The sequence below is a fragment of the Stenotrophomonas sepilia genome (assembly GCF_003244875.1).
In the GTDB taxonomy this organism is placed as follows: domain Bacteria; phylum Pseudomonadota; class Gammaproteobacteria; order Xanthomonadales; family Xanthomonadaceae; genus Stenotrophomonas; species Stenotrophomonas sepilia.
The window spans coordinates 32,671-56,424 of record NZ_LXXZ01000093.1 but is presented as its reverse complement, the minus strand read 5'-3'; the positions used below and the strand labels follow the sequence as shown (position 1 = coordinate 56,424).

The 23,754-nt window shown below is 66.9% G+C and carries 26 protein-coding genes and 2 tRNA genes; 8 read left to right on the top strand and 20 right to left on the bottom strand.

Annotated features, from left to right (window positions below):
• Window positions 1-498: 498 nt before the first annotated feature.
• From ampE to A7X97_RS19175, 5 genes are all read right to left on the bottom strand, one after another.
• The gene (gene ampE, locus A7X97_RS19195) at window positions 499-1,386 is read right to left on the bottom strand and encodes a regulatory signaling modulator protein AmpE (RefSeq protein WP_088497349.1); all 888 of its coding nucleotides are present in this window, start codon (window positions 1,384-1,386) and stop codon (window positions 499-501) included.
• Between the two features lie 146 nt (window positions 1,387-1,532).
• Window positions 1,533-2,438, bottom strand: coding sequence for an NAD(+) diphosphatase (nudC, locus tag A7X97_RS19190; protein ID WP_088497350.1), 906 nt, complete (start codon window positions 2,436-2,438; stop codon window positions 1,533-1,535).
• 119 nt (window positions 2,439-2,557) lie between these two features.
• The gene (erpA, locus tag A7X97_RS19185; protein WP_005419789.1) at window positions 2,558-2,950 is read right to left on the bottom strand and encodes an iron-sulfur cluster insertion protein ErpA; all 393 of its coding nucleotides are present in this window, start codon (window positions 2,948-2,950) and stop codon (window positions 2,558-2,560) included.
• 31 nt (window positions 2,951-2,981) lie between these two features.
• Complete coding sequence (locus A7X97_RS19180) at window positions 2,982-3,446, bottom strand: bactofilin family protein (RefSeq protein ID WP_053497672.1); 465 nt, start codon at window positions 3,444-3,446, stop codon at window positions 2,982-2,984.
• A 4-nt stretch (window positions 3,447-3,450) separates the two neighbouring features.
• Entirely contained in the window at window positions 3,451-4,194 is a 744-nt protein-coding gene (locus tag A7X97_RS19175; protein ID WP_005419791.1) for a DUF6776 family protein, read from the bottom strand.
• 179 nt (window positions 4,195-4,373) lie between these two features.
• On the opposite strand from A7X97_RS19175, the gene A7X97_RS19170 reads away from it, so the two are divergent.
• The 3 genes from A7X97_RS19170 to A7X97_RS19160 are packed head-to-tail and all read left to right on the top strand — an operon-like array spanning window position 4,374 to window position 9,161.
• Window positions 4,374-4,991: a DUF4126 domain-containing protein gene (locus tag A7X97_RS19170; protein ID WP_005419792.1), complete on the top strand. Its 618-nt coding sequence runs from the start codon at window positions 4,374-4,376 to the stop codon at window positions 4,989-4,991.
• 44 nt (window positions 4,992-5,035) lie between these two features.
• A complete protein-coding gene (locus A7X97_RS19165) occupies window positions 5,036-6,925 on the top strand; it encodes an EAL domain-containing protein (RefSeq protein ID WP_111008328.1) in 1,890 nt (629 codons plus the stop codon).
• A 1-nt stretch (window position 6,926) separates the two neighbouring features.
• A complete protein-coding gene (locus A7X97_RS19160) occupies window positions 6,927-9,161 on the top strand; it encodes an ATP-binding protein (RefSeq protein ID WP_111008327.1) in 2,235 nt (744 codons plus the stop codon).
• 1 nt (window position 9,162) lies between these two features.
• Here the strand turns inward: A7X97_RS19160 and bfr are convergent, their stop codons facing one another.
• From bfr to A7X97_RS19145, 3 genes are all read right to left on the bottom strand, one after another.
• Window positions 9,163-9,633, bottom strand: a complete 471-nt coding sequence (gene bfr, locus A7X97_RS19155) for a bacterioferritin (RefSeq protein ID WP_005419804.1) — start codon at window positions 9,631-9,633, stop codon at window positions 9,163-9,165.
• 142 nt (window positions 9,634-9,775) lie between these two features.
• Window positions 9,776-9,985 (bottom strand): (2Fe-2S)-binding protein, encoded by a 210-nt coding sequence (locus A7X97_RS19150; protein ID WP_005411309.1) that lies wholly within the window; start codon window positions 9,983-9,985, stop codon window positions 9,776-9,778.
• A 204-nt stretch (window positions 9,986-10,189) separates the two neighbouring features.
• On the bottom strand, window positions 10,190-10,813 hold the full coding sequence (locus A7X97_RS19145) for an RNA pyrophosphohydrolase (protein WP_005419809.1): 624 nt from the start codon (window positions 10,811-10,813) through the stop codon (window positions 10,190-10,192).
• Window positions 10,814-10,934: 121 nt separating this feature from the next.
• On the opposite strand from A7X97_RS19145, the gene A7X97_RS19140 reads away from it, so the two are divergent.
• Window positions 10,935-11,011, top strand: a tRNA-Met gene (locus A7X97_RS19140).
• A 55-nt stretch (window positions 11,012-11,066) separates the two neighbouring features.
• Window positions 11,067-11,141, top strand: a tRNA-Gln gene (locus tag A7X97_RS19135).
• Window positions 11,142-11,466: 325 nt separating this feature from the next.
• Here A7X97_RS19135 and rpsI read toward each other — a convergent pair.
• Window positions 11,467-11,859, bottom strand: a complete 393-nt coding sequence (rpsI, locus tag A7X97_RS19130) for a 30S ribosomal protein S9 (protein ID WP_005411311.1) — start codon at window positions 11,857-11,859, stop codon at window positions 11,467-11,469.
• 2 nt (window positions 11,860-11,861) lie between these two features.
• On the bottom strand, window positions 11,862-12,290 hold the full coding sequence (gene rplM / locus A7X97_RS19125; RefSeq protein WP_005414692.1) for a 50S ribosomal protein L13: 429 nt from the start codon (window positions 12,288-12,290) through the stop codon (window positions 11,862-11,864).
• A gap of 196 nt (window positions 12,291-12,486) precedes the next feature.
• Here rplM and coq7 point away from each other — a divergent pair, with 196 nt between their 5' ends.
• Window positions 12,487-13,131, top strand: coding sequence for a 2-polyprenyl-3-methyl-6-methoxy-1,4-benzoquinone monooxygenase (gene coq7, locus A7X97_RS19120; RefSeq protein ID WP_072168912.1), 645 nt, complete (start codon window positions 12,487-12,489; stop codon window positions 13,129-13,131).
• Window positions 13,132-13,213: 82 nt separating this feature from the next.
• On the opposite strand, the gene A7X97_RS19115 is transcribed toward coq7, so the two are convergent.
• Window positions 13,214-13,534, bottom strand: a complete 321-nt coding sequence (locus tag A7X97_RS19115; RefSeq protein WP_005419816.1) for a DMT family transporter — start codon at window positions 13,532-13,534, stop codon at window positions 13,214-13,216.
• Between the two features lie 168 nt (window positions 13,535-13,702).
• Window positions 13,703-14,497, bottom strand: a complete 795-nt coding sequence (speD, locus tag A7X97_RS19110; RefSeq protein WP_005411315.1) for an adenosylmethionine decarboxylase — start codon at window positions 14,495-14,497, stop codon at window positions 13,703-13,705.
• A gap of 149 nt (window positions 14,498-14,646) precedes the next feature.
• Here speD and crp point away from each other — a divergent pair, with 149 nt between their 5' ends.
• Both crp and A7X97_RS19100 read left to right on the top strand, forming a co-directional pair.
• Window positions 14,647-15,336 (top strand): cAMP-activated global transcriptional regulator CRP, encoded by a 690-nt coding sequence (gene crp, locus A7X97_RS19105; protein ID WP_010482649.1) that lies wholly within the window; start codon window positions 14,647-14,649, stop codon window positions 15,334-15,336.
• A 135-nt stretch (window positions 15,337-15,471) separates the two neighbouring features.
• On the top strand, window positions 15,472-16,233 hold the full coding sequence (locus tag A7X97_RS19100) for a sulfite exporter TauE/SafE family protein (RefSeq protein WP_072168911.1): 762 nt from the start codon (window positions 15,472-15,474) through the stop codon (window positions 16,231-16,233).
• 97 nt (window positions 16,234-16,330) lie between these two features.
• Here A7X97_RS19100 and A7X97_RS19095 read toward each other — a convergent pair whose 3' ends face one another.
• From A7X97_RS19095 to A7X97_RS19060, 8 genes are all read right to left on the bottom strand, one after another.
• Window positions 16,331-17,047, bottom strand: coding sequence for a haloacid dehalogenase-like hydrolase (locus A7X97_RS19095; RefSeq protein ID WP_005419826.1), 717 nt, complete (start codon window positions 17,045-17,047; stop codon window positions 16,331-16,333).
• Window positions 17,044-17,838 carry an indole-3-glycerol phosphate synthase TrpC gene (gene trpC / locus A7X97_RS19090; RefSeq protein ID WP_005419828.1) on the bottom strand — a complete coding sequence of 265 codons (795 nt, stop codon included), beginning with the start codon at window positions 17,836-17,838 and terminating at the stop codon, window positions 17,044-17,046. The genes A7X97_RS19095 and trpC overlap by 4 nt, the downstream gene beginning before the upstream one ends.
• A 74-nt stretch (window positions 17,839-17,912) precedes the next feature.
• The gene (trpD, locus tag A7X97_RS19085) at window positions 17,913-18,944 is read right to left on the bottom strand and encodes an anthranilate phosphoribosyltransferase (RefSeq protein ID WP_049443905.1); all 1,032 of its coding nucleotides are present in this window, start codon (window positions 18,942-18,944) and stop codon (window positions 17,913-17,915) included.
• Between the two features lie 16 nt (window positions 18,945-18,960).
• Complete coding sequence (locus A7X97_RS19080; RefSeq protein ID WP_005419831.1) at window positions 18,961-19,548, bottom strand: anthranilate synthase component II; 588 nt, start codon at window positions 19,546-19,548, stop codon at window positions 18,961-18,963.
• Between the two features lie 2 nt (window positions 19,549-19,550).
• Window positions 19,551-20,330, bottom strand: coding sequence for an SIMPL domain-containing protein (locus A7X97_RS19075; RefSeq protein WP_065197061.1), 780 nt, complete (start codon window positions 20,328-20,330; stop codon window positions 19,551-19,553).
• Between the two features lie 67 nt (window positions 20,331-20,397).
• Window positions 20,398-21,873 carry an anthranilate synthase component I gene (gene trpE / locus A7X97_RS19070; protein WP_065178876.1) on the bottom strand — a complete coding sequence of 492 codons (1,476 nt, stop codon included), beginning with the start codon at window positions 21,871-21,873 and terminating at the stop codon, window positions 20,398-20,400.
• A 200-nt stretch (window positions 21,874-22,073) separates the two neighbouring features.
• Window positions 22,074-23,009, bottom strand: coding sequence for a lipid kinase YegS (gene yegS / locus A7X97_RS19065; protein WP_111008326.1), 936 nt, complete (start codon window positions 23,007-23,009; stop codon window positions 22,074-22,076).
• A 256-nt stretch (window positions 23,010-23,265) separates the two neighbouring features.
• Window positions 23,266-23,748 carry a GNAT family N-acetyltransferase gene (locus A7X97_RS19060; protein WP_065178874.1) on the bottom strand — a complete coding sequence of 161 codons (483 nt, stop codon included), beginning with the start codon at window positions 23,746-23,748 and terminating at the stop codon, window positions 23,266-23,268.
• Window positions 23,749-23,754 lie beyond the last annotated feature (6 nt).

Here is a 23,754-nt window from a genome sequence, read left to right as displayed (position 1 = left end):
GGGGGCGCTGCAAGTACGTCCATGTAAGCTCGGTCGCCGCATCCATGCGGCTCACGCCCCTGCGCAGCCCACCCGCCCGGCCACGGACAGTTTCCGTGTGCGTCCACCACGGAAAAGAAAGAGAAGATCAAAAGCGGAAGCGGATCGCTTCGCTCTGCATCCACGCATGGCGTGGATCTACCGTGTCGACCAAGGTCGACACCCACCGGCAGTCGCAGTTGACCCACCGTCACCGCGAAACTGTCGGGGGTGGGGCGGTGTGGGGCCGCAGGACCGTTGGCGCCATGGATGGCGCCATCGAGCCCCCAGGGGTGAGGGCGCTTTGCTTGCGAAGCACTGCTTCGCAAGCGCCCGAACGCCCAGCCGCCAGCGGCTGGGCCGGCCTGGGGGTTTACGGCGTGTCCTGCAGCCCCACACCGCCCCGCCCAATCAACAGCAACCCAGAGCCGCTGTTGCTGTTGCTTCTGCAGGTGCAGGGCTGCAAGCCCTGCAAAGCACCTACGTCACCCAGCCTGCAATCACCAGCAACGCGAGGATCGCCAGCCACAGCAGCAGCATCCGCCACACCAGGCTCATCGCATCACGCAGGTCCGGCAGCCGCTGCCACACCGGCAACAGCCCCGCCTCGGTGTAATCGTGCGCGTCCTCGCGCAGCTCGGCGTTGACGCTGGCCCGCGCCACCGCGCCCAGGAACCCGATGGTGCCGACCAGGCGTTCGCCATGGGCCTGGCGCCAGGCCTTCCACGCCGTATCGAAGTTGCCGACCAGCGCCATCGAGAACGCCATCAGCTGCGCTACCGGCCACTCGATCCAGCCCAGCAGGCGCTGCGCCAGCGCCAGCGGCTCCACCGGCACGCGTGCACGCATCGGGCTTTCCGCCATCAACGCCAGCAAGCGGTAGCCCAGCGCACCGACCGGGCCCAGCAGCAGGAACCAGAACAGCACCGCGAACCAGCGACGCAGCGCATTGAGCACGGTCGCTTCGACCAGCGACGGCACGTCTTCGCGCAGGCTGCCACCGGCGGCCTGCAGGTTGCGCACGGCTGCCTGCCGCGTCGCGGCGTCGTCCGCATCAATGATGGCTTCGATATCGCGATCCAGGTCACGCGGCCCCCAGCACCAGGCCAGCACGGCCACACCCAGCAGCAGCGACGGCAGGCCGAACAGCACTCCGCGCAGCAGCCACGCCAGCAGCCCCATCAGCAGCAACGGCGGCAGCAGCGCCAGCGCCACTCCAGCCGGTCCCTGCCAGGCCTTGCCACCACGCGCGTCCAGCCAGCCCAGCCAGCGCCGGAAGCCGTCGAAACGGCGCATCGAGGCGGCAGCGGCCGGGGCAACGTGGCCCAGGGCCAGCGCCACCAGCACGGCGGCCAGAGTGGTGAACATGGCAGGTCTCCCTACGAAACAGAACGCTCGGCGCCGCTACCTTACCTGTCGCAGCGGTGCCCTCGCGGGTGAACCGGACTGTAACCCGGGCCGTGTTCAGGTGGCGGCAATACAGCTGCCACGACCAGCCCGGCCGAAACGCCGACTCAGCCTCGCTGCTGGCGGTACCAGTGTTCGATCAGGCTCCGCGAAATCGAGATCGGTGGCGACAGGCGGATGCCCTGGCCGTCGTCCTCCACATCGCGCGCCAACGCGGCGCCGACCTCGTCGGCACTGAACCAGCGCGCGTCTTCCAGCTCGCCATCCACGGTCGGCAGGTCGTCATGCGCCTGTGCACGGAAGCCGACCATCAGCGCGCCGGGGAACGGCCACGGCTGCGAACCGAGGTACTGGCAGGCGGTCACCCGCACCTTGCTCTCCTCATGGACTTCGCGCACCACGGTCTGCTCGAAGGTCTCGCCAGGTTCGACGAAGCCGGCCAGCACCGAGTAACGGCGCGGGGCCCAGTTCGACTGTCGGCCCAGCAGCAGCCGGCCCTGGTTTTCCACGGCGACGATCACCGCCGGATCGACGCGCGGATAGTGTTCGGTGGAACACTGCGCGCAACGGCCGACGAAGCCGCCACGGGCAAACGCCACCGCGCCGCCGCATACGCCGCAGAAGCGGGTGCGCGAGTGCCAGTAGGACATGCCACGGGCATAGCTGAAAGCGGTGGCATCGGCCATCGGCCACAACAATGCAGCCTGGCGCAGATCGAGTCGGCGTGGCGCGCTCACGGTGACATGGGTGGCTTCGACCGAGAACCATGCCTGATCACCGCGAAGCCCCAGGAAAACTGCGGCGCCCGGGCCACCGCCGACGTCGGCGCCGGTCAGCGCCAGCGGCTGGTCGTCATCGCCGGTGAAGGCGCTGCCATCGTGATCGAGGACAAGGATGCGCGCGCCCGGCCACAGGCGCGCCAGTGCATCGGCATCTTCGCGCAGGGCATCGGCGCGCTCCAACGGTTCGCCAACGAAGGCAAAACCGGAAAGCGGCGAAGGAGTATTGGGCATCCGCCAAGCGTGCCGCCAATCGATGCAGGTGGCAAGCCGCAGGCTTTGCGGAAACCGTCTGTGGGTGTGGAGCTTGCTCCACACACCTTGTCGCGCGGGAAACAGGCCCCGCGCCCTGCTTACATGCTGAAACTGCTGCCGCAGCCGCAGGTGGTCTTTGCGTTCGGGTTGCGGATCACGAACTGGGCACCCGTCAGGCTCTCGGTGTAATCCACCTCCGCGCCCATCAGGTACTGCAGGCTCAGCGGATCGACCAGCAGGGTCACCCCGCTGGTCTGTACCGCCAGGTCATCCTCGGCACGGTTCTCGTCGAACTCGAACCCGTACTGGAAGCCCGAACAGCCGCCTCCCTCGATGTACACACGCAGGGCCAGGTCGGGGTTGCCCTCTTCCTGGATCAGGGATTTGACCTTGGCGGCCGCCGACTCGGTGAAGTTCAGCGGGCGCTCCAGCGATTGGTAATCGGGCGCGGCAACCGGGGTGGCGCCGGGCAGGGAGACTAGCGTGCTCATGCTGCGAGCATGGGGGTGCCGACGACGGCTTTCAAGCCATCGCCTCGGCCAGCTTGCGACGCGCGGCGGTATCGCCCTTGCCATCATGGGCGTCTTCGCCTTCCGGCGCCGGCAAGGCTGCCATCGGGGCGCTGGCATGGATCAGGCGGCCGTTCAGCTGCGCGCCCGCGTTCATCTCCACCACCTGGTAATGGACGTTGCCATTGACCCGTGCGCTCGGGGTCAACTCGACCTTCTCGGTAGCGTGTACATCGCCGTCCAGGCGGCCACTGATGACCACCACCTGGGCCCGGATCTCACCTTCGATCACGCCGTGCTCGGCAACCGTCAGGGTCGCACCACTGGCGCCTTCGGCGGCGATCACCTTGCCGTGGATGCGGCCTTCCACATACAGGCCCCCACTGAATTCCACATCACCGCGGATCACCACCTGGTTGCCGATCAGGGCATCCACCACCAGCTGGCCTTCACGGTTGGATTTGCTGCTTCCGAACATCTGCCTACTCCCCTTTGCTGGCCGGCGCACCGGCCTGTTTCCAGTCGAATACCTGGGTGGTACCCCCCGTACCACTCCCCAATGTCACCCGCACGCGTTGCGGGGTGAAGTCAGCCGGCAGCATCACGCTGCCGGTGAGCTGCTGGAAGTACCGGAACGAGTAGTCCTGTCCCGGCACCTTGCTGCGCTGGTGCAGATCATCCCAGCTGATCGTGGCCAGCTTGCCGTTCTTCACGCCTTCCACGGTGAAGCGCATCTGCCCCTGGCTGATGGCCCCGCGGTTGAGGTTCTGGGTCAGCACGGCGGTGTACTGCCAGGTGCCGGCCGCTTCCGGGCTGAACTCGATCGAATGGGTGTTCAGGCCCTTGCGCTGGCTGGTCGAGCCGACCAGCCGCTCATAGAAGGCAACATCGGCGCGCAGCCCGGCGATTTCCTCATCGCGCTCGGCCAACGAGGACTGCACCTCGGTATTGGCGGCACGGCTGATGCGGTCGGAGGCTTCCAGCGTGGCCTGCTTCTGGCGCAGCTCGGTCAGCTGCGCCTGCAGCGCCTCGGCACGCTTCTCGGCGGCCTGCAGGCGCTGGCCCTGGGCATCGCGCGGGGTGGCCATCCAGCAGCCGCCAAGCACCGCCAGCACCAGGCTGAGCAGCCAGATGCCGCCGATCACCAGCAGGCGACGACGGTCGGCAGGCGGTTGCGGCGCGCCGGGCAGGCGGACCTGCACGCGCATGGGAGGACGGTTGGTCATGGGTGGTTTCCGGGGTATCGCAAGGGCGACACCGGTACGGCCCCTGTGGCAAACGACGGGCTAGTGTATGACAGGACGGGTGGGTTTCCTGCGCAGTGGCCGGCCACGGTCGGTGGCGTTCAGGCACGCCATCGTCGATAGTGTGGCCCCCTGCACAGTTCCGTCGCCGGAGCATCGCCATGACCGAAGCCCACCTGTTCGTGATCGGCATCCTGCTGGCCTGGCTGGCCGGTATCCGCGTCTACCTCACCGTGTTCGGTGTCGGCCTGGCCGGGCTGCTTGGCTGGGTCGATCTGCCCCCCGCCCTGCAGGCCACCGAATCCTGGTGGGTGCTGGGCACCTCGGCGGCGCTGGCGGTGGCCGAGTTCTTCGCCGACAAGATCCCTGGCGTGGATTCGGTGTGGGACCTGGTGCAGACGCTCGCGCGCGTACCCGCCGGCGCATTCCTTGCGGCGGCCACGCTGTCGCCGGATGGCCAGCTGGGCACCGGTGCGCTCGCCGCCGGTGCCGGCGTCGCCTTGGCCAGCCATGGCCTGAAGGCCGGTACCCGCGCCCTGCTCAACACCTCGCCGGAACCGGCCAGCAACTGGGTCGCCTCTGCGGCCGAAGACACCGTCGTGATCGGTGGCCTGGCCCTCGCCCTGGCACACCCGTGGATCGCGCTGATCGTGGTGCTGGCCTGCAGCCTGGCCGGTGCGCTGCTGGTGTGGCTGGTCTGGCGCGCCCTGTGGAAGGGCGTGCGCTGGCTGGCGCGCGGTGCATCGGCAGCACCGCCAGGGCACACCGGTACCGGCTGAGCGCCGGGCTTGTCGCATAATGGACGCGAACACCAGGAGCACCGATGGCCGCAAACGAATCCCCCGCGGGCGCCCGCCCGGGACGCGCTGAAACCCCTCCGGCCGACCATTGGCAACGCTGGGCCCCCGAGACGGCACCTCCGGCCGTGGACCCACGGATGGCGGCGACCCCATCCCCTGTCGCGGCCGATGCGTCCACGCCGGCCAACAGCGCGCCGCCGCCGCTGCCCGGCCCGGTCGCACTGGCCGACGCCGGCAACAACGATCTGGCCCCGTCGCCATTGGACTCGCCCTACCGCGTGCTGATCGTTGAAGACGATCGCGCGCAGGCCCTGTTCGCGCAGAGCGTGCTGCACGGCGCCGGCATGCAGGCGATCGTCCACAACGATGCCGATGCCGCGCTGCAGGCCATCAAGGAGCACCGCCCCGACCTGATCCTGATGGATCTTCATCTGCCCGGCCTGGACGGCATGCGCCTGACCGCGCTGATCCGCCAGCAGCCCGGCCTGCAGCTGCTTCCGATCGTGTTCCTCAGCGGTGATCCGGATCCGGAGCGCCAGTTCGAAGTTCTCGACAGCGGCGCGGACGACTACCTGAGCAAGCCGATCCGGCCCCGCCACCTGATCGCAGCGGTGGCCAACCGCATCCGCCGCGCACGAGCCCAGGCCGCGACCCTGCCCGGCGCCACCGGCGCACCGGCCACCAGCAATCCGGAAACCGGCCTGCCGACGCGCCACCACGTGCTGCAGCAGCTCAACACCGCACTCGCCCACCGCGATCAGGGCGGCGTGTTCTTCATCGAAGTGGCCAGCGCGCTGGGCCTGCGCGAACGCTATGGCTATGCCGCGTTTGAACGGCTGATGGTGCAGGCCGGGCAGCGCCTGGCCGAAGCCGGCCATCCGCACCTGCTGGCACGCCTGAACGACAACAGCTTCCTGCTGCTGGCCCGCAGCGCCGACGAGGACGCCCTTGACAGCATCGCTGCCAGCCTGCGCGAGCAGCTGTCGGCACGTGCCTTCGTGATCCGCGACGACGAATCCGTGCACCTGCGCGGCGTCGTTGGCTACGCACCGCTGTCACCGGGCTTCGACGATGCCAACAGTGCGTTGGAAGCCGTCGAGCGCACCACCCTGCAGGCGCGCCTGCTCAGCGCCGGGGTGGCCGGCCATGTGCACCGCCAGGCAGTCACCGAACAGGAACACCTGGCGCTGCTGGAAGGACAGCTGGAACTGGCCTATCAGCCGATCGTCGCTGTTGCCGGCGGCAACACCGCGCAGTACCAGTTGCTGTTGCGCCTTCGCCAGGCCGACGGCACCGTGCTGGCGGCCGGGCAGGTGATCCCGGCCGCGGAAGCCGCAGGCCGCATCGCCGATCTCGACCAGCAGGTGATGGATCACGCGCTGGGGCTGCTGGACCTGTACCGCCACGCGACGCAGCCACTGAACCTGTTCGTCTCGCAGTCGCTGCGCACCCTGCAGCGCGACGCCTTCGCCGACTGGCTGCTGGAATCACTGCAGCAGCGCGACCTGCCGGGCAGTGCACTGGTGATCGACGTGCGCCTGCCGGACGCACTGATCCACACCGTGCCGCTGCAGCAGTTCTGCCAGCGCATGGCCAGTGCCGGGGTGCGCTTCTGCCTGAGCCAGTTCGAACCCAGCGGCGAGGCCGATGCCCTGCTGAACCAGCTGCCGCTGTCGTTCGTGCGCATGGCTGCGCGCTTTTCCAGCAGCCACGCCAATCCGGCCACGCGCGAGGAGCTGCGCAAGGCGATCGATCAGGCCCATGCCGCCGGGCTGCAGATCATCGGCCAGCAGATCGAGGATCCGCAGGCTGCGGCGGCGATGTGGGTCGGCGGCGTCGACTACATCCAGGGCAACATGGTGCAGTCGGCCGGCAGCGACCTGAACTTCGACTTCCACAACGCGGTGCTCTGACGTGCCGCTGTGGGGCGTGCTGCTGGTTGCCCTCGCCGCGGCCACCATCGCGCTGATGGTGCTGGGCCTGCGGCTTCGTGCGCGCGACCGTGCGCTGGCGCAGCTGCAGCGCACGCACGGCGCGCTGGCCGCTGAACGGGACCAGCTACGCCATACCACTGAACGCCAGGGCCAGCTGGAACAACAGCTGCTGCAGGCCAAGCAGGCCGCCGAGGCGGCCGTGCTTGCCAAGGGCGAGTTTCTGGCCACGATGAGCCACGAGATCCGCACCCCGCTCAATGGCATCCTGCCGATGCTGGAGCTGATCGCACGCGGGCCACTGGGCGAGGACCAGCGGCAGATGCTGGCCACCGCCTCGGCCAGCTCGCAGCAGCTGCTGCGCATCGTCGACGACATCCTCGACTACTCCCGGCTGGAAGCACAGGCGCTGGAGCTGGAAATCACCAGCTTCAACCTGCGCGATCTGCTCGACGGCGTGGTGCAGCTGATGCAGCGCGCCGCCGACGCCAAGGGCTTGGCACTGGGCCTGCAGCTGGATCCATCGGTGCGCCTGCCGGTGCGCGGCGACCCGGTGCGCCTGCGCCAGGTGCTGAGCAACCTGCTGGCCAATGCGATCAAGTTCACCGCCCGCGGCCAGGTGCAGCTGCGTGTGCTGCGCCTGGGCGAAGGTGCCGCGCAGCACCAGCTGCGCTTCGAGATCATCGATACCGGCATCGGCATCGACGACGCGCTGCAGGCACGCCTGTTCCAGTCTTTCAGCCAGGCCGACGCATCCACCACGCGCATCTACGGCGGCACCGGCCTGGGCCTGGCCATCTGCAAGCGCATCATCGACCTGATGCACGGGCGTATTGGTGTGCAGTCCACGCCCGGCCAGGGTGCTACGTTCTGGTTCGAGATCCCGCTGCTGAAGGTTCCTGGCGACCTGCCGGCGATGACGCGCGCGCCGGCACCGCTGCTGCTGTTCAGTGCCGATGCAACGCTGCAGGCACGCATCGAGCGCATCGCTGCCCACCATGGACTGCAGGTGGAGGTGCTGGCGCAACTGGACAGCGTGGTCGAGCGCCTGCGCGCTCCCGCGCGGCCCGGAAAACCGGCACCCGCCTGGCTGCTGGTCGATGCGCGCGCACGCCGCAACGGCGAGGCCACGCTGCAGCTCGCACTGGGGGAACGCGACGACGACGATGCACTGCAGGTACTGTGGCTGCAGGAGGATGCGATTGCGCAACGCCCCCGCCAGCGCCAGCTGCCCTCCCACTTCGACGACGCCGCCCTGCATGCACTGCTGGCGGCACCGGTCGCCTCTGCCCGCCCCGCTGCGCTGCTGGCCAGCGCGGAACACGAGCAACCGGCTGCCACGCTGCCGCCGCTGCATCTGCGCGTGCTGGTGGTGGAGGACAATACGGTGAACCGGATGGTGGCCGAGCAGCTGCTGCGGGTGTTCCAGTGCGAGGTGCGCAACGCCGCCGATGGCGAACAGGCCCTGGCCGCCCTTCGCGAAGGCGGGCTGGACATCGTGCTGATGGATTGCCAGATGCCGGTGCTGGACGGCTACGCCGCCACGCACCGCTGGCGCGCCGAAGAAGCGGAAACCGGGCGTGCGCGACTGCCGATCATCGCGATGACCGCCAATGCGATGGCCGGCGACCGCGAGCGCTGCCTGCAGGCCGGCATGGACGATTACCTGTCCAAGCCGATCGCGCGCGCAACGCTGCATGCGCTGCTGCAGCGCTGGGGTGGCGGTAAAGCCGCAGCACCTGCACGGCCTTCTGTGGAGCCGGGTGATGCTCGCCTGACGGCCAATTGCAGTCGCACGCCATCAGCCGAGCATGGCGCGGCTCTACAGAATCCGGAAAAGCAGGTGGCGCCAGCACCACAACCGGTGCTCGACCGCGATGTGCTGGATGAACTGCACGCGGTGATCGGCGATGCTGCCACCCAGATCGTCACGGCATTTCTTGAAGATGCGCCAGCGATGGTGCAGCAGTTGCAGCTGGCCGCGCGGAACAGCGATGAACCGCGCATGCAGGCCGTCGCGCACAGCCTGAAATCATCAAGCGCGAACGTGGGGGCGTTGTCGCTGTCGGCGATCGCGCAGCGGATCGAGCACGAGACCCGTAGTGGCAGCCTGCAGCGCCCCGCAGTGGCGGTGGCGCTGCTGGTTGCGGAATTCGCCCGGGCGCGCGTTGCACTGACGGGCTACCTGGCACAGCATCGCGCCGGCCAGGACCGCTGATTCACTCTTCCAGCTTGCTCAGCAGGTACTTCGGCTCGCCGATACGCTCGATCAGGTCGAGCTGGGTTTCCAGCCAGTCGATGTGTTCTTCCTCCGAGTCGAGGATCTTCACGAACAGCTGGCGGCTGACATAGTCGCCAACCGAATCGGAATAGGCCACCGCCTCGCGCAGGGTGACCACGCCATCGCGTTCCAGCGACAGGTCGCACTGCAGGATTTCGGTGGGGTTCTCGCCGATGCGCAGCTTGCCCAGCGCCTGGAAGTTCGGCAGGCCTTCGAGGAACAGGATGCGGTCGGCGAGCATGTCGGCATGCTTCATCTCGTCGATCGATTCCTTGTACTCGTGTTCGGCCAGTTCCTTGATGCCCCAGTTCTTCAGCATCTTGGCGTGCAGGAAGTACTGGTTGATCGCGGTCAGCTCGTTGTAGAGGACCTTGTTGAGGAATTCGATGACCTTGGTGTCGCCCTTCATGGGGATGCTCCTGCACGCTGAAAACGCAGGCACTGTAACGCCTTGCGTGCGGTGGTGAAGGAACGCGAATCGTGCGCATTGGCCTGCGCGGTTGCAGGTGAAGGACGCGAAAGCGCGGCGTCAACAGGCCGCGAGGAAACGATCAGGCAACCTGGGCCAGGCCCAATACCGGCAGCGGCAGATCGTGCGTCGCGCGTGCCTTGGCCAGCAGGTCGCCGGCCATGTCCAGGCACGAACCGCAGGTGGCACCGCAACCGGTACGCATGGTCAGTTCGGCCACCGTGCTGACGCCATGGCTGGCGGCTTCGCGGATCTGGTGGTCGGTGACTCCGTTGCAGATGCAGACGTACACAGGCGGGAACCGGGCTGACAGGCCAGAAGCGGCCTGTTGCGTATTCCAATGGAAACGAGAATGGTTGTCAATCAGAGACCTGAACCATTCTCGATACCGTTCAGAGTCGGATTGACCGGCCCGGCGGGCAGCCAGGTCCTGCTGGAAACAGCCGGCGGGGGACGCGTTGTGACGAATCGGCCCACAGCCTGCGTGGCCTCCCATTCAAACCGCCCCGGACTCCCCCTTGGCCTTGCGCGGCCAGTAGCCGCCGCGCTTGGGCGTGCGCTTCCGGGGCCTGTCGTGGCCGGCTGCGTGGCCCGGCATCCAGGCCTCGGCGGCACTCTTGGGCATGGCGCTGACGCCCTGCCCGGCCACCCCACGCGCCAACGGCGCCAGGTGTCGCAGCGCGCGCGCATAGACGCCACGCTTGAACATCACCACGTGCTCCACCGGGTACCAGAAGTCCACCCACCGCCAGTGGTCGAACTCGGGCGAGTCGGTATGGTCCAGCTGCACATGCGATTCATCGCCGGTCAGGCGCAGCAGGAACCAGACCTGCTTCTGCCCGATGCAGACCTGCCGCTCATTGCGGCGGATGGCCCGTGCCGGCAGCTTGTAGCGCAGCCAGCCGGGCGTCGCCCCGAGCACTTCCACGTGCTCAGGCAGCAGGCCGGTCTCTTCCTGCAGTTCACGATACATGGCCTCGACAGGCGTCTCGTCGGTGTTCATGCCACCCTGCGGGAACTGCCAGCCGTCCCGGCGCACGCGTCGTGCCCAGAACACCTGGCCGTCCTGCCGCATCAGCACGATGCCGACGTTCGGTCGATAGCCGTCCGGATCGATCACGATGCGGACTCCTAAGAAAATCTACTGGTCGGGACTATCCCATGCCCTCTGTCGGCCCACAAGCGCGGCACAAAAGTGTTGACAGGGCCGATACACATCCGCAGAATAGCGGGCTCACCAAGGCTATGTAGCTCAGCCGGTTAGAGCACAGCACTCATAATGCTGGGGTCGGTGGTTCGAGTCCACCCATAGCCACCACGCTGAAAATCAAGTTGTTTTTCAGTGTGAAAAGTGAGAAAATAGTTGCACGTTTTGCCCCGTCGCCAAGCGGTAAGGCACCTGACTCTGACTCAGGCATTCGGTGGTTCGAATCCATCCGGGGCAGCCAAATTAAAAGCAAAAGGCCAGATCGAAAGATCTGGCCTTTTGCTTTTGATTTGGTCGCGCATTCCACCTTATCCCCGCGCCTGTCGGCGCGCCCCCCTTGAACAACAAGGGGGCTCTTCTCCAGAGAGAGGCCCGGGGTCGGATCCTTTTCCCAAGGAAAGGGCTCTGACCCCACCCCTTCCGAGATGCGAAACCATGGGTAGTGCCGGCCGCTGGCCGGCAACCCGGAAATGCATCCCCCCCGAAACGACAAAAGCCCGGCCGAAGCCGGGCTTTTGCTTTCCCATCCAGCGGGCTCCTGAAGGAGCCCAACCAGGCGCGGTAGATCAGCGCTTGGAGAACTGGGTGGCGCGGCGGGCCTTGTGCAGACCAACCTTCTTACGCTCGACTTCACGGGCGTCACGGGTCATGAAGCCAGCCTTGCGCAGCTCGGACTTCAGGGTTTCGTCGTACTCGACCAGAGCACGGGCGATGCCCAGACGGATCGCACCGGCCTGGCCGGTGGTGCCGCCGCCAGCGGCGGTGACCAGGATGTCAAAGCTTTCGGTGTTCTTGGTCAGCTCGAGCGGCTGGCGCACGATCATGCGCGCGGTCTCACGACCAAAGAACTCGTCCAGCGGACGACCGTTGACGGTGATGTTGCCCGAACCCTTGCGCAGGAACACGCGAGCGGTGGAGGACTTGCGGCGGCCAGTGCCGTAGTTTTGAGTGATAGCCATGATTAGATATCCAGAACCTGCGGCTGCTGTGCGGCGTGCGGATGCTCAGTGCCGGCGTAGACCTTGAGCTTGCGGTACATCTGGCGACCCAGCGGGCCCTTCGGCAGCATGCCCTTGACGGCGATCTCGATCACGCGCTCCGGGTGGCGCTCCAGCGCCTGGGCCAGGGACTCGGTCTTCAGGTTGCCGATGTAACCGGTGAAACGGTGATACATCTTGTCCTGCAGCTTCTTGCCGGTGACGGCAATCTTTTCTGCATTGATGACGACCAGGTAGTCGCCGGTATCAACGTGCGGGGTGTAGACCGGCTTGTGCTTGCCACGCAGACGGCGGGCCAGCTCGGTGGCGAGACGGCCCAGGGTCTTGCCCTCGGCGTCGACGAGGTACCAGTCGCGCTGGACGGTCTCGTTCTTGGCAGTGAAAGTGCTCATGAAGAACTCTATGTTAGGTCGGGCTCATTGCGGCGAACGGCTCGCCGGAACTCTGCCACGCGTTGTGAAAGGTGAAGCGTAAGAGGCGGGATTGTACGCAGGTCAAGCCCCCGGTGCAAGCCGGCCATGTCCCGGGTTGGCAGGGGGCCGGAGCCGGGGGAGAATCGAGGGGTCTTCCGTCCCACCGCGTACCGCCATGACCGTGCTCCGCCAGACCACACCGCTGGACCACCTGCTGACCGAAGCGCAGCGCGCCTTGGACACGGTGTTCGGCAACCCGCCGGCGGCCCGCCCCTACCCGGCCGCGGACACCAGCGAGCCGGGCATGGACAACGCTGAACGCCGCCACGCGGCCGGGCTGATGCGGATCAACCACGTCGGCGAAGTCTGCGCACAGGGCCTGTATTTCGGCCAGGCCGCCGTGGCCCGCGACCCTGCCACGCGTGAACACCTGCTGGAAGCGGCCCAGGAAGAGACCGACCACCTGGCGTGGTGCGCCACCCGGCTGGGCGAGCTGGGCAGCCGCCCGAGCCTGTTCAACCCGTTGTGGTACGCCGGCAGCTACACCATCGGCACCCTGGCCGGGCTGCGCGGCGACGGCTGGAACCTCGGTTTCGTGGTCGAAACCGAGCGCCAGGTGGAAGCCCATCTGGACGAGCACCTGGTCGACCTGCCGGCCGGCGACCTGCGCAGCCGTGCGGTCATCCAGGTGATGAAGGAAGACGAAGCCCGCCATGCGGAGCACGCCGAGCAGGCCGGCGCACGCCGCCTGCCGTTCCCGATCCCGGGCGTGATGGCGCTGGCCTCCAGGGTGATGAAGACCATCGCCTACCGCATTTGAAGGGTCGCCCGCACCAACGGTGCGGGCCTACCAGGAGGTGCGGGGGGCGACGGTGGGGCCCGACCGTTGGTCGGGCCATCCATCAGTTGGGCGACACCAGCTTCAGGCCGATCACGCCGGCCACGATCAGGCCCACGCAGGCCAGGCGGGCCGGCGACGCACTGTCATTGAACAGGTAGATGCCGAGCACAGCCACGCCCATGGCACCGATGCCGGTCCAGATCGCGTAGGCCGTACCGACCGGGATGCTCTTCATCGCCTGGCTCATCAGGTACAGGCTGATCAGGGCCGATACCACCGTGGCAACGGTGGGCAGGGGTTTGCTGAAGCCTTCGGAGTACTTCATTCCGAGGGCGAAACCGATCTCGAACAGGCCGGCCAGCAGCAGGTAGATCCAGGGCATGGGTGGGGGCTCCTTACCTTTCTTGAGAAAAACGAAACGGCCCGGTGTTTTCACACCGGGCCGTGGGTCGGTACATCACCGTGGAACTGTAACGTGTGTGGGGCACTGGTTCCACGGGGCGGGTCGTCCCGCCTGGGTGGCGATGCCTGCGGGCATCGCACATGGGACTTACTCGGACAGGTTCCGGCCGTGGAACAGCTCTTCGATCTCGCGCTTGAGCAGCGCTTCGATCTTCATGCGTTCCTTGAACGAGAGGTTCTTGGCCTTTTCCTCGAACAGGTACTGGTCCAGGTCGAAGTCCTTCAGGTGCATCTTCGTGTGGAAGATGTTCTCCTGGTAGACGTTGACGTCGAACATCTCGTAACGCGACTTGATGTTCTTGGCCAGGAAGTTCTGGATCGAGTTGATCTTGTGGTCGATGAAGTGCTTCTTGCCCTTCACATCGCGGGTGAAGCCACGGACGCGGTAGTCCATGATCACGATGTCCGACTCGAGGCTCTCGATCAGGTAGTTCAGGGCCTTCAGCGGGGAAATGACGCCACAGGTGGCCACGTCGATGTCCGCGCGGAACGTGGCGATACCTTCCTGCGGATGGGTTTCCGGGTAGGTATGGACCGTGATGTGGCTCTTGTCCATGTGCGCGACCACGGCGTCGGAGATCAGCTCCTTGCCGGCCAGCTTCTTGTCGATCACCGGTTCTTCGGAGATCAGGATGGTCACCGAGGCACCCTGCGGATCGTAGTCCTGGCGGGCCACGTTCAGGATGTTGGCGCCGATGATCTCGGCGACATCGGTCAAGATCTGAGTCAGCCTGTCGGCGTTGTACTCTTCATCGATGTATTCAATGTAACGCTGACGCTCCTCTTCGGTGCGCGCGTAACACACGTCATAGATGTTGAAGCTCAGCGCCTTGGTGAGGTTGTTGAAACCCTGCAGCCTCAGGCGAGGCAACGGCTTGACCACGGCGGTCGATTCCTGTGTAAGAAGGGAAAGGGGGAATTATGGGGCAAACTGCCCCCGGGGGGAACGTGAAGACGCAAGAGTTCTGGCACACTGTTTGCCCTTAACAATTGCGCTGGTTAAGCTCCGCTATCGACCCCGTGAATCCGTTCATGCGCAGAGGGAGCGCTCCTATCGTGTCAACCGTGCGCCTAGCTAGCAGTCCACTGGCCCTGGATATCGCCACAATCGATCGTTTCCTGGCGCACAGCCACAGGCGGCGATATCCCACCCGTACCGACGTCTTCCGGCCCGGAGACCCGGCGGGAACCCTGTATTACGTCATCAGCGGCTCGGTTTCGATCATGGCCGAGGAAGATGACGATCGCGAGCTTGTGCTGGGCTACTTCGGTGCCGGCGAGTTCGTCGGCGAGATGGGCCTGTTCGTCGAATCGGACCGCCGCGAGGTGATCCTGCGGACCCGTACCGCCTGCGAGCTGGCTGAAATCAGCTACGAGCGCCTGCATCAGCTGTTCCTCGGCCCGCTGTCGGCCGATGCCCCGCGCCTGCTGTATGCGCTGGGCCAGCAGATTTCCAAGCGCCTGCTCGACACCAGCCGCAAGGCCAGCCGCCTGGCATTCCTGGACGTTACCGACCGGATCGTGCGCACCCTGCACGACCTGGCGCAGGAACCGGAGGCGATGAGCCACCCGCAGGGCAGCCAGCTGCGCGTCTCGCGACAGGAACTGGCGCGACTGGTCGGCTGCTCGCGCGAAATGGCCGGCCGCGTGTTGAAGAAGCTGCAGACCGACGGCCTGCTGCATGCCCGCGGCAAGACCGTGGTGCTGTACGGCACCCGTTGATTGCAAGGCAACCCAACGCTGCCGGAGCCATCCTGTAGAGCCGAGCCGACGCTCGGCTGCGGTACGTCAAAGGCAGCCGCGCAAGGGCTCGGCTCTACACGGCCCCTGCGCGGCCCGCTGAGCTAGGCTCGGTACATGGAGCTGAGCAGCGAATTCTGGTGGTTCATTCTCATCGGCCTCGGCGCACAGCTGGTGGACGGTGCATTGGGCATGGCCTTCGGCCTGGTGTCCTCGTCGGTGATGCTCAGCATGGGCCTGCCCCCGGCACAGGTCAGCGCCAGCATCCACACCGCTGAAGTGTTCACCACTGGCGCCTCGGGGGTGTCGCACCTCGCAGCCGGAAATGTCGATAAACGCCTGTTCGTGCGCCTGGCCCTGCCCGGCGCAGTGGGCGGTGCCGTGGGCGCGTACGTGCTCACGCAGCTCCCGGGCGAGATCATCCGGCCACTGATCTACCTGTACCTGCTGGTGCTGGCGATCATCATCCTGGCCCGCGCCGCTGGGCGCTTTATGCCCAAGGGCGAGATCCGGCGGGTGCCGGTGCTGGGCTTCTTCGCCGGCCTGCTCGACGCCAGCGGCGGCGGTGGCTGGGGGCCGATCGCGACGTCCACCCTGCTCGCCCGCGGCGGCCAGGCGCGCACCACCATCGGAACAGTCAACGCAGCCGAGTTCGTGGTCACGTTGACGGTGTCAGCGACCTTCCTGTTGTCGATGGGCGTGCAGCATCTGCAGATCGTCGCCGGCCTGCTGATCGGCGGCATGATGGCCGCGCCGGTGGCGGCGATCCTGGTCAAGCGGGTGAAGGAGCGCTGGGTGCTGGTGGCCGTCGGCGTGCTGGTGCTGGGCATCAGCCTGTTCCAGATCGGGCATGCGGTGTACGGGCACCTCTACCGCTGAAGCATCCCCTGTAGAGCCGAGCCATGCTCGGCTGAGGACGCACGGATCCCGCAACGAAGAGCAGCCGAGCATGGCTCGGCTCTACAACAGGCGCGGGTCAGGCCTTGTCGCCGCCGCGATCCACGCATCCCCAGTTGAGGATGCGGGTGCCGGCCGGCAGCACGCGGCGGAAAAACGCCACCCGCCCCGGCTTCGGGTTCACCACCACCGGCGCCTTGGCCGCCAGCAGCAGCGGAAGGTCGGCGGTGCTGTCGGAGTAGGCGATATCGATGTCGCCATAGCCGCGTTCGCGCAGCATGCGCATCTTCTCTTCGTTGTGGCAGTGCCGGGTCGGGCCAACACCGCCCAGCCGCGGGCCGACCTCGGTACCGATCACCGGTACGTCCTGATGGGCGACGAAGGCCAGGATCGCGCGGGCCAGCTCCGGCGGCGCGCCGGTGGCAACCACCACGCGATCGCCCTTGGCGCGGTGCGCGGCGAACACCTCCAGCGCCTGCGGCAGCAGCTTGGCGCGCATCTGCGCCTGGTTGCGCAGCACGTAGGCGTCGATCACCTTGTTGAAATCGCGCGCACGGTGCAGGCCGAAGCTGCCGATCCACACATAGACCGAGATGCCCGCGCGACGGGTCGGCAGCATCGCCACCATCGGCCCGGCAATCGGCGTGACCAGCAGCGCCGCCAGCATGCGCAACGGGTTGCGCTTGATCAGCGAGGCGAACAGGTGGGTACCCGAATCGCCGTCGTAGAGGGTGTGGTCGAAGTCGAAGACCACCAGCGGCGCATCCTCGCGCGGCGTCGGATAGTGCGTTGTCATGTTGCGAAGAATAGCTGACGCAGGCCCTCGCCCGGCTCTTCCACGCGCATGAAGGCCTCGCCGACCAGGAAGGCATGGATGCCTGCATCGCGCATCAGCGCCACGTCCTGCGGGCCGAGGATGCCGCTCTCGGTGACCAGCAGGCGGTCACGCGGCACCGCCTGCTGCATGTCCAGCGTGGTCTGCAGCGACACCTCGAAGGTGCGCAGGTTGCGGTTGTTGATGCCGATCATCGGCGCCGGCACCTGCAGCGCGCGCTCCAGCTCGTCGATGTCGTGCACTTCCACCAGCACGTCCATGCCCAGCGACAGCGCCAGTTCGGACAGCGTGGCCAGCTGGGTGTCGTCCAGCGCGGCGACGATCAGCAGGATGCAGTCGGCGCCCAGCACGCGCGCCTCGTACACCTGGTAGGCGTCGATCACGAAGTCCTTGCGCAGCACCGGCAGCGTGCAGGCTTCACGGGCCTGCTGCAGGTAGGTATCGGCGCCCTGGAAGAAGTCCACGTCGGTCAGCACCGACAGGCAGCTGGCACCACCGAACTCGTAGCTGACCGCGATATCGGCCGGCCGGAAATCGGGGCGGATGACGCCCTTGGACGGGCTGGCCTTCTTCACCTCGGCAATCACCGCCGGGTCGCCGTTGGCCACGGCCGCCTGCAACGCGCGTACGAAGCCACGTACCGGCGGGGCGCTGGCCACGGCGGCCTGCAGCTCCTCGAGCGGGCGCTGGGCGCGGCGCTGGGCCACTTCTTCGGCCTTGCGGGCCAGGATCGTCTGCAGGATGTCGCTCATCGTCTTCGATTCGGTGCGGGGGCGCTGAGGACGGCCATTATCGGCCATCGACGGGGTCAGGCTGAACCGCGCGCTCAGGCAACCAGCGCGCGGGTGGTCTCCACATACTGCTGCAGGCGCTGGCGGGCGCTGCCATTGGCGATGGCGGCACGGGCGCGGGCCAGGCCATCACCGATGTCGCTGGCCACGCCGGCCACGTACAGCGCGGCGCCGGCATTGAGCGCGACGATGTCCAGCGCCGGGCCGGGCTCGTTGTCCAGCACCGCGCGCAGCATCTGGATGGACTGCTCCGGGCTGTCCACGCGCAGGTTGCGGCTGGCCGACATGGCGATGCCGAAGTCCTCCGGGTGGATCTCGTACTCGCGCACCTTGCCGTCGCGCAACTCGCCCACCAGGGTGCCGGCGCCGAGCGAGATCTCATCCATGTTGTCGCGGCCCCAGACCACCATGGCGCGCTCGGTGCCCAGCTCGCGCAGCACGCGCGCCTGGATACCCACCAGATCAGGATGGAACACGCCCATCAGCACCGACGGCGCGCTGGCGGGGTTGGTCAGCGGACCAAGGATGTTGAAGATGGTGCGCACGCCCATCTCGCGGCGGACCGGCGCGACGACCTTCATCGACGGATGATGGATCGGCGCGAACATGAAGCCGATGCCGGTCTGCTCGATGGCAGCGGCCACCTGCGCTGGCTGCAGCTCGATGGCCGCGCCCAGTGCTTCCACCGCATCGGCGCTGCCGGACTTGGACGACACGCTGCGGTTGCCGTGCTTGGCCACGCGCGCACCGGCCGCAGCCGCCACGAACATCGCGCAGGTGGAGATGTTGAAGGTGTGCGAGCCATCGCCACCGGTGCCGACGATGTCGACCAGGTGGGTGCTGTCGGCCACCGGCACCGCCAGCGCGAATTCGCGCATGACCGTGGCGGCGGCGGCGATCTCGTCGATGGTTTCCTTCTTCACCCGCAGGCCGGTGAGGATGGCGGCGGTCATCATCGGCGACACGTCGCCGCGCATGATCTGCCGCATCAGGTCGACCATCTCGTCGAAGAAGATCTCGCGGTGCTCGATGGTGCGTTGCAGGGCTTCCTGGGGGGAGAAGCTCATGGGAATGCTCCTTGGATCAGGCCGCCGGGCGCTGCAGGAAATTGCGCAGCAGGGCGTGGCCGTGTTCGGTGAGGATGGATTCGGGGTGGAACTGCACGCCTTCCACCGGGAACTGGCGGTGGCGCAGGCCCATGATCTCTTCGATCGAGCCGTCCTCGTTCTCGGTCCAGGCGGTCACTTCCAGGCAGTCCGGCAGACTGTTCTTGTCCACCACCAGCGAGTGGTAGCGGGTGGCCTGGTAGCGGTCCGGCAGGCCGGCGAACACGCCCTTGCCTTCGTGGCGGATCGGCGAGGTCTTGCCGTGCATGATGTTGCCGGCGCGGATCACGGTGCCGCCGTAGACCTGGCCGATGCCCTGGTGGCCCAGGCACACGCCGAGGATCGGCGTGGTCGGGCCCAGCCGCTGGATCAGCTCCAGCGACACGCCCGCTTCGTTGGGCGTGCACGGGCCGGGCGAGATGACGATGCGCTCGGGCTTCTGCGCGGCGATCTCGTCCACGCTCATCGCATCGTTGCGCACCACCTTCACCTCGGCGCCCAGCGTCTGCAGGTACTGCACGAGGTTGTAGGTGAAGCTGTCGTAGTTGTCGATCATCCACAACATGGTCAGGTTCCGTCGCTTATCAGGAAAATGGCGTACACGTTTTCGGTGTAGGTGATGGGGCCGGCTTCGACCGACTCGGGCAGGCGGGAGCCCGTGGTCTCGATGCTGTTCATCGGTGCCTCGGGCGCGGGCGGCGAAGGCGGCGTCACCAGATCCCCACTGCTCGGCCAACTGCCGGCCTGGATGCCATAGGCAAAGTTCGGCGCTACGTCGGAAATGCTGTACAGGCCGCGCAGCCGGGTGCCGTAGGCCTTGGCCAGGCCCTGCGCGGACTCGCGGGTCCGGGCCGCCGCCTCACCCTTGAGTTCGCGGCGCAGCGCCACTTCACCCGAATAGGTTGGCGCCAGGCTGCTCACCTGTACGTTCTCGTCGGCCTTCAACGCACCCAGCACATCCTGCATCGCCTTCACGCTGGCGAAGCTCGCACGCAGCTGGCGCGATACGCGGGTACCGATGAAGACCTGCCGGTTCTGCTCATAGCGCGTCGCCGGGCCGATCCGCAGGTTGTCCGCACGCACGCTGCCGTCCACCGCCTTGTGCTGCTTGAACAGCGCCAGCGCGCGCGCCACGTTGTCCTGCACGCGGCGGCGCGCGGCGTCGGCGTCCATGTCGGTTTCTTCGATGTTCAACTGCAGGCCGAACCGGTCCGGCATCACCACCCGACGCGCCTCGCCCTTCACCAGCAGGTGCGGCTGCGACGGAATGGTATTGGCCTGCGCCCACGCAGACGGGGCCATCGTGGCCAGCAGCGACGACCACAGCAATGCGCTCAGCAGCTTCATGCGGTACTCCTTGTCTTCAACGGGAACAGCGGAAGATGCCGCGGCGCAGGCCACGGCACGGGGAGCGTCACAGGCCCTTGGCGGCCTGGGCGACGGCGCGGAACAGCGCACGGCCCTTGTTCATCGTCTCGTCCCATTCCTTGTCCGGGTCCGAGTCGTAGACGATGCCGGCGCCGGCCTGCACGTACAGGCGGCCATCCTTGATGACCGCAGTGCGGATCGCGATCGCGGTATCGGCATCGCCGTGCCAGCCGATGTAGCCGATGCTGCCGGCGTAGACGTTGCGCTTGATCGGCTCCAGTTCGCGGATCACTTCCAGCGCGCGGATCTTTGGCGCACCGCTGACCGTGCCGGCCGGGAAGGTGGCGCGCAGCACGTCGGCATAGCTAAGGCCCGGCTGCAGTTGGCCGGTCACTTCGCTGACGATGTGCATGACATGGCTGTAGCGTTCGATCACGAACTGCTCGCCCACTTCCACGGTACCGGCCCTGGAGACGCGCCCGGCATCGTTGCGGCCGAGGTCGATCAGCATCAGGTGCTCGGCGCGTTCCTTGGGGTCGGCCAGCAGCTCGGCTTCCAGTGCCAGGTCCAGCTCGGGCGTGGCACCACGCGGGCGGGTGCCGGCGATCGGGCGCACGGTGACTTCGCCATCCTGAAGGCGTACCAGGATCTCCGGCGAGGAACCGACCACCTGCAGGTCGCCGACATCGAGGAAATACATGTACGGCGAGGGATTCAACGCGCGCAGCGCGCGGTACACATCCACCGGGCGCGCCTTGAACGGCACGCTCAGGCGCTGGCTGAGCACTACCTGGAAGATGTCACCGGCGCGGATGTATTCCTTGCTGCGCTGGACCGCATCGACGAAGCCTTCGCGGGTGAAGCCGGAGACGAAATCCGATTCGTCCAGCACGTCGCTGTTGAGCGGTGCCGGATAGCCGGCGCCCGGTGCACGCAGCTTCGCAGTCAGTGCGTCCAGGCGCGCCTGCGCCTGTTCGAAGGCACCGTCGACACGCGGGTCGGCGTGCACGATCAGGTACAGCCGGCCCTTGAGATTGTCGAATACCGCCAGCTCGTTGGAGTCCAGCAGCAGGATGTCCGGCGTGCCCAGCTCATCACGGCCGGCCGGCGGGGCCAGGCGCGGCTCGATGTAGCCGATGCACTCGAAGCCAAACCAGCCGACCAGGCCGCCGGTGAAGCCCGGCAGGCCTTCCAGCTTGGGCACCGAGTGGGCGCTGCGCAGCGCCTCGACTTCGGCGAAGGGATCGGCTACCTCGCGGGTGTCCACCACCTGGCCGTCTTCGCGCACGGTCAGCGTGTGGCCGTGGAAGGCATACACGCGGCGCGCCGGCAGGCCGATGATCGAGTAACGACCAAAGCGCTCGCCGCCTTCGACGGATTCAAACAGGTAGGTATTGGGGCCGTCGGCGAGCTTCAGATAGACCGAGAGTGGCGTGTCCAGGTCGGACAGCACTTCGCGGACGACGGGAATGTGGGTGTGGCCTTCAGCGGCCTGCTGCTGAAACTGAGCGTGCGAGTTCAAGACGACTTTCCTTCCGGGACACAGCGTTATGGGGGCGGACGACGGCAACGGGCCACCATCGCCACCAACGGCGTGCGGAAGAAAGAGTATGCGGGGTCGTCAGGCTGGACACCCCTTGACTGTATCGCAGCTTGCGCGGCAGGGGAACCCTGGGAAACTGAACCACTGGACGCCCGCAGCGGCCGCGGGGACCGATGACTCTACCCCTGCCCGTCCAGCAACGGGCAACCGACCGGCAGGTGCATCCGCACCCTGCCCGGCACGCACTCGACGCGGAAGTGACGGGCCTGCACGGGTTCGCCGTCCAGGTTGAGCGTCAACGGACGCTCGGATTCCACCTGCAGCCACGGCAACCGCGCCCGTGTGGCCAGCTGTTCCAGTGCGGCCTGGGTACCGGACTTCAGCATCTGGCCGAGGGTGGCGGTGACCTCCCCTTCCAGTTCCGGAAGCACGGTCACATCCAGCAGTCCATCATCGATCAGTGCCTGCGGGCACAGCTGCTGGCCGCCACCGGCCTGGCGCCCGTTGCCGATGCCCAGCGCGATGAAGTCACCTTCCCAGGCGAAGTCCGGGCCGGACAGCCGCGCGGCGATCGGCTCGATGCGGCCCAGCTTGGCGATGCCGGTGATCACGTAGGCCAGCCCACCGAGCATCTTCTTCAAGCCGGCATCGGTCTCCACCGTCACCTGCGTGCCGAAGCCACCACTGGCGAGGTTGGCGCACCACCAGGGCGTGCCATCGGCATCCACGCGCAACAGGTCGATGGGCCGTGCCGGCACCTGGCCGATCAGCGCGAGGGCATCGCCGGGCTCGGTGGGAATGCCTGCCGACGTGGCGAAGTCGTTGGCGGTCCCCATCGGAATCAACGCCAGCGAAGGCAGCGCTTCTGCCGGTTCCTCACGATGGGCCAGCGTCTCGGCCACCGCACTGAGCGTGCCATCGCCACCGGCGGCCACGATCACGTCCACGCCATGATGGATGGCCTCGGCAACGTAGCGTTCAGCGTCACCGTCTTCCCAGGTCACCCGCACCTCCAGCTGCACGCCCTGCCCGCGCCAATGGCCCACGGCGTCGCGCAACTCTTCGTTGCCTGCGGATTTGCCATTGAGGATCAGGCGCCAGCGCGGGGTGGTCATGCGGTACTTCCAGGTCGGGGCGGCACAGGCTAGCAATGCACTGTTTGCCCGCAGTGAATGTCACGCAGGTGTCATTCAGCTGCTGGAGAATGGAAGGCCATAGCAGGGACGACGGATGGAGGCAGGATCAGCCTCCCACGCATGCAGCGAGGCCACGCCAGTGATTGGCGTGGCTTTTTTTTTTGGGGGGGGGGACGCAGGGAGTGCGAACCAGGGTTCGCACCCACCGGGTTGCGGTTCGCACCCACCACACGCCTCACCCGTTGGCGAAATCGTGCAGCGCCTGCCCCTGCAGCCGGTACACGGTCCACTCGTCCTGCGGTTTGGCACCGGCGGCGGTGTAGAACTCGATGGCCGGAGTGTTCCAGTCCAGCACCGACCATTCGAAACGGCCGCAGCCTTCGGCCACGGCCTGGCGTGCGATGTACTTCAGCAACGCTTTGCCGGCACCGGCACCGCGCTTTTCCTGGCTGACGTACAGGTCTTCCAGGTAGATGCCCTTGCGGCCCAGCCAGGTGGAGTAGTTGTAGAAGTACACCGCATAGCCGATGGCCTCGCCGTCGGCCTCGCAGATCAGCGCGCGGGCGGTGGCGTCGGCGCCGAACAGGCTCTCGGCGATGCCGATCTCATCGGTCTGCACCGAATGCTCGGCCTTCTCGTAGATCGCCAGCTCGCGGATGAAATGCAGGATCAGGCCAGCATCGGCCACGGTGGCCGGGCGAATGTTCAACACGGCCACCGTACT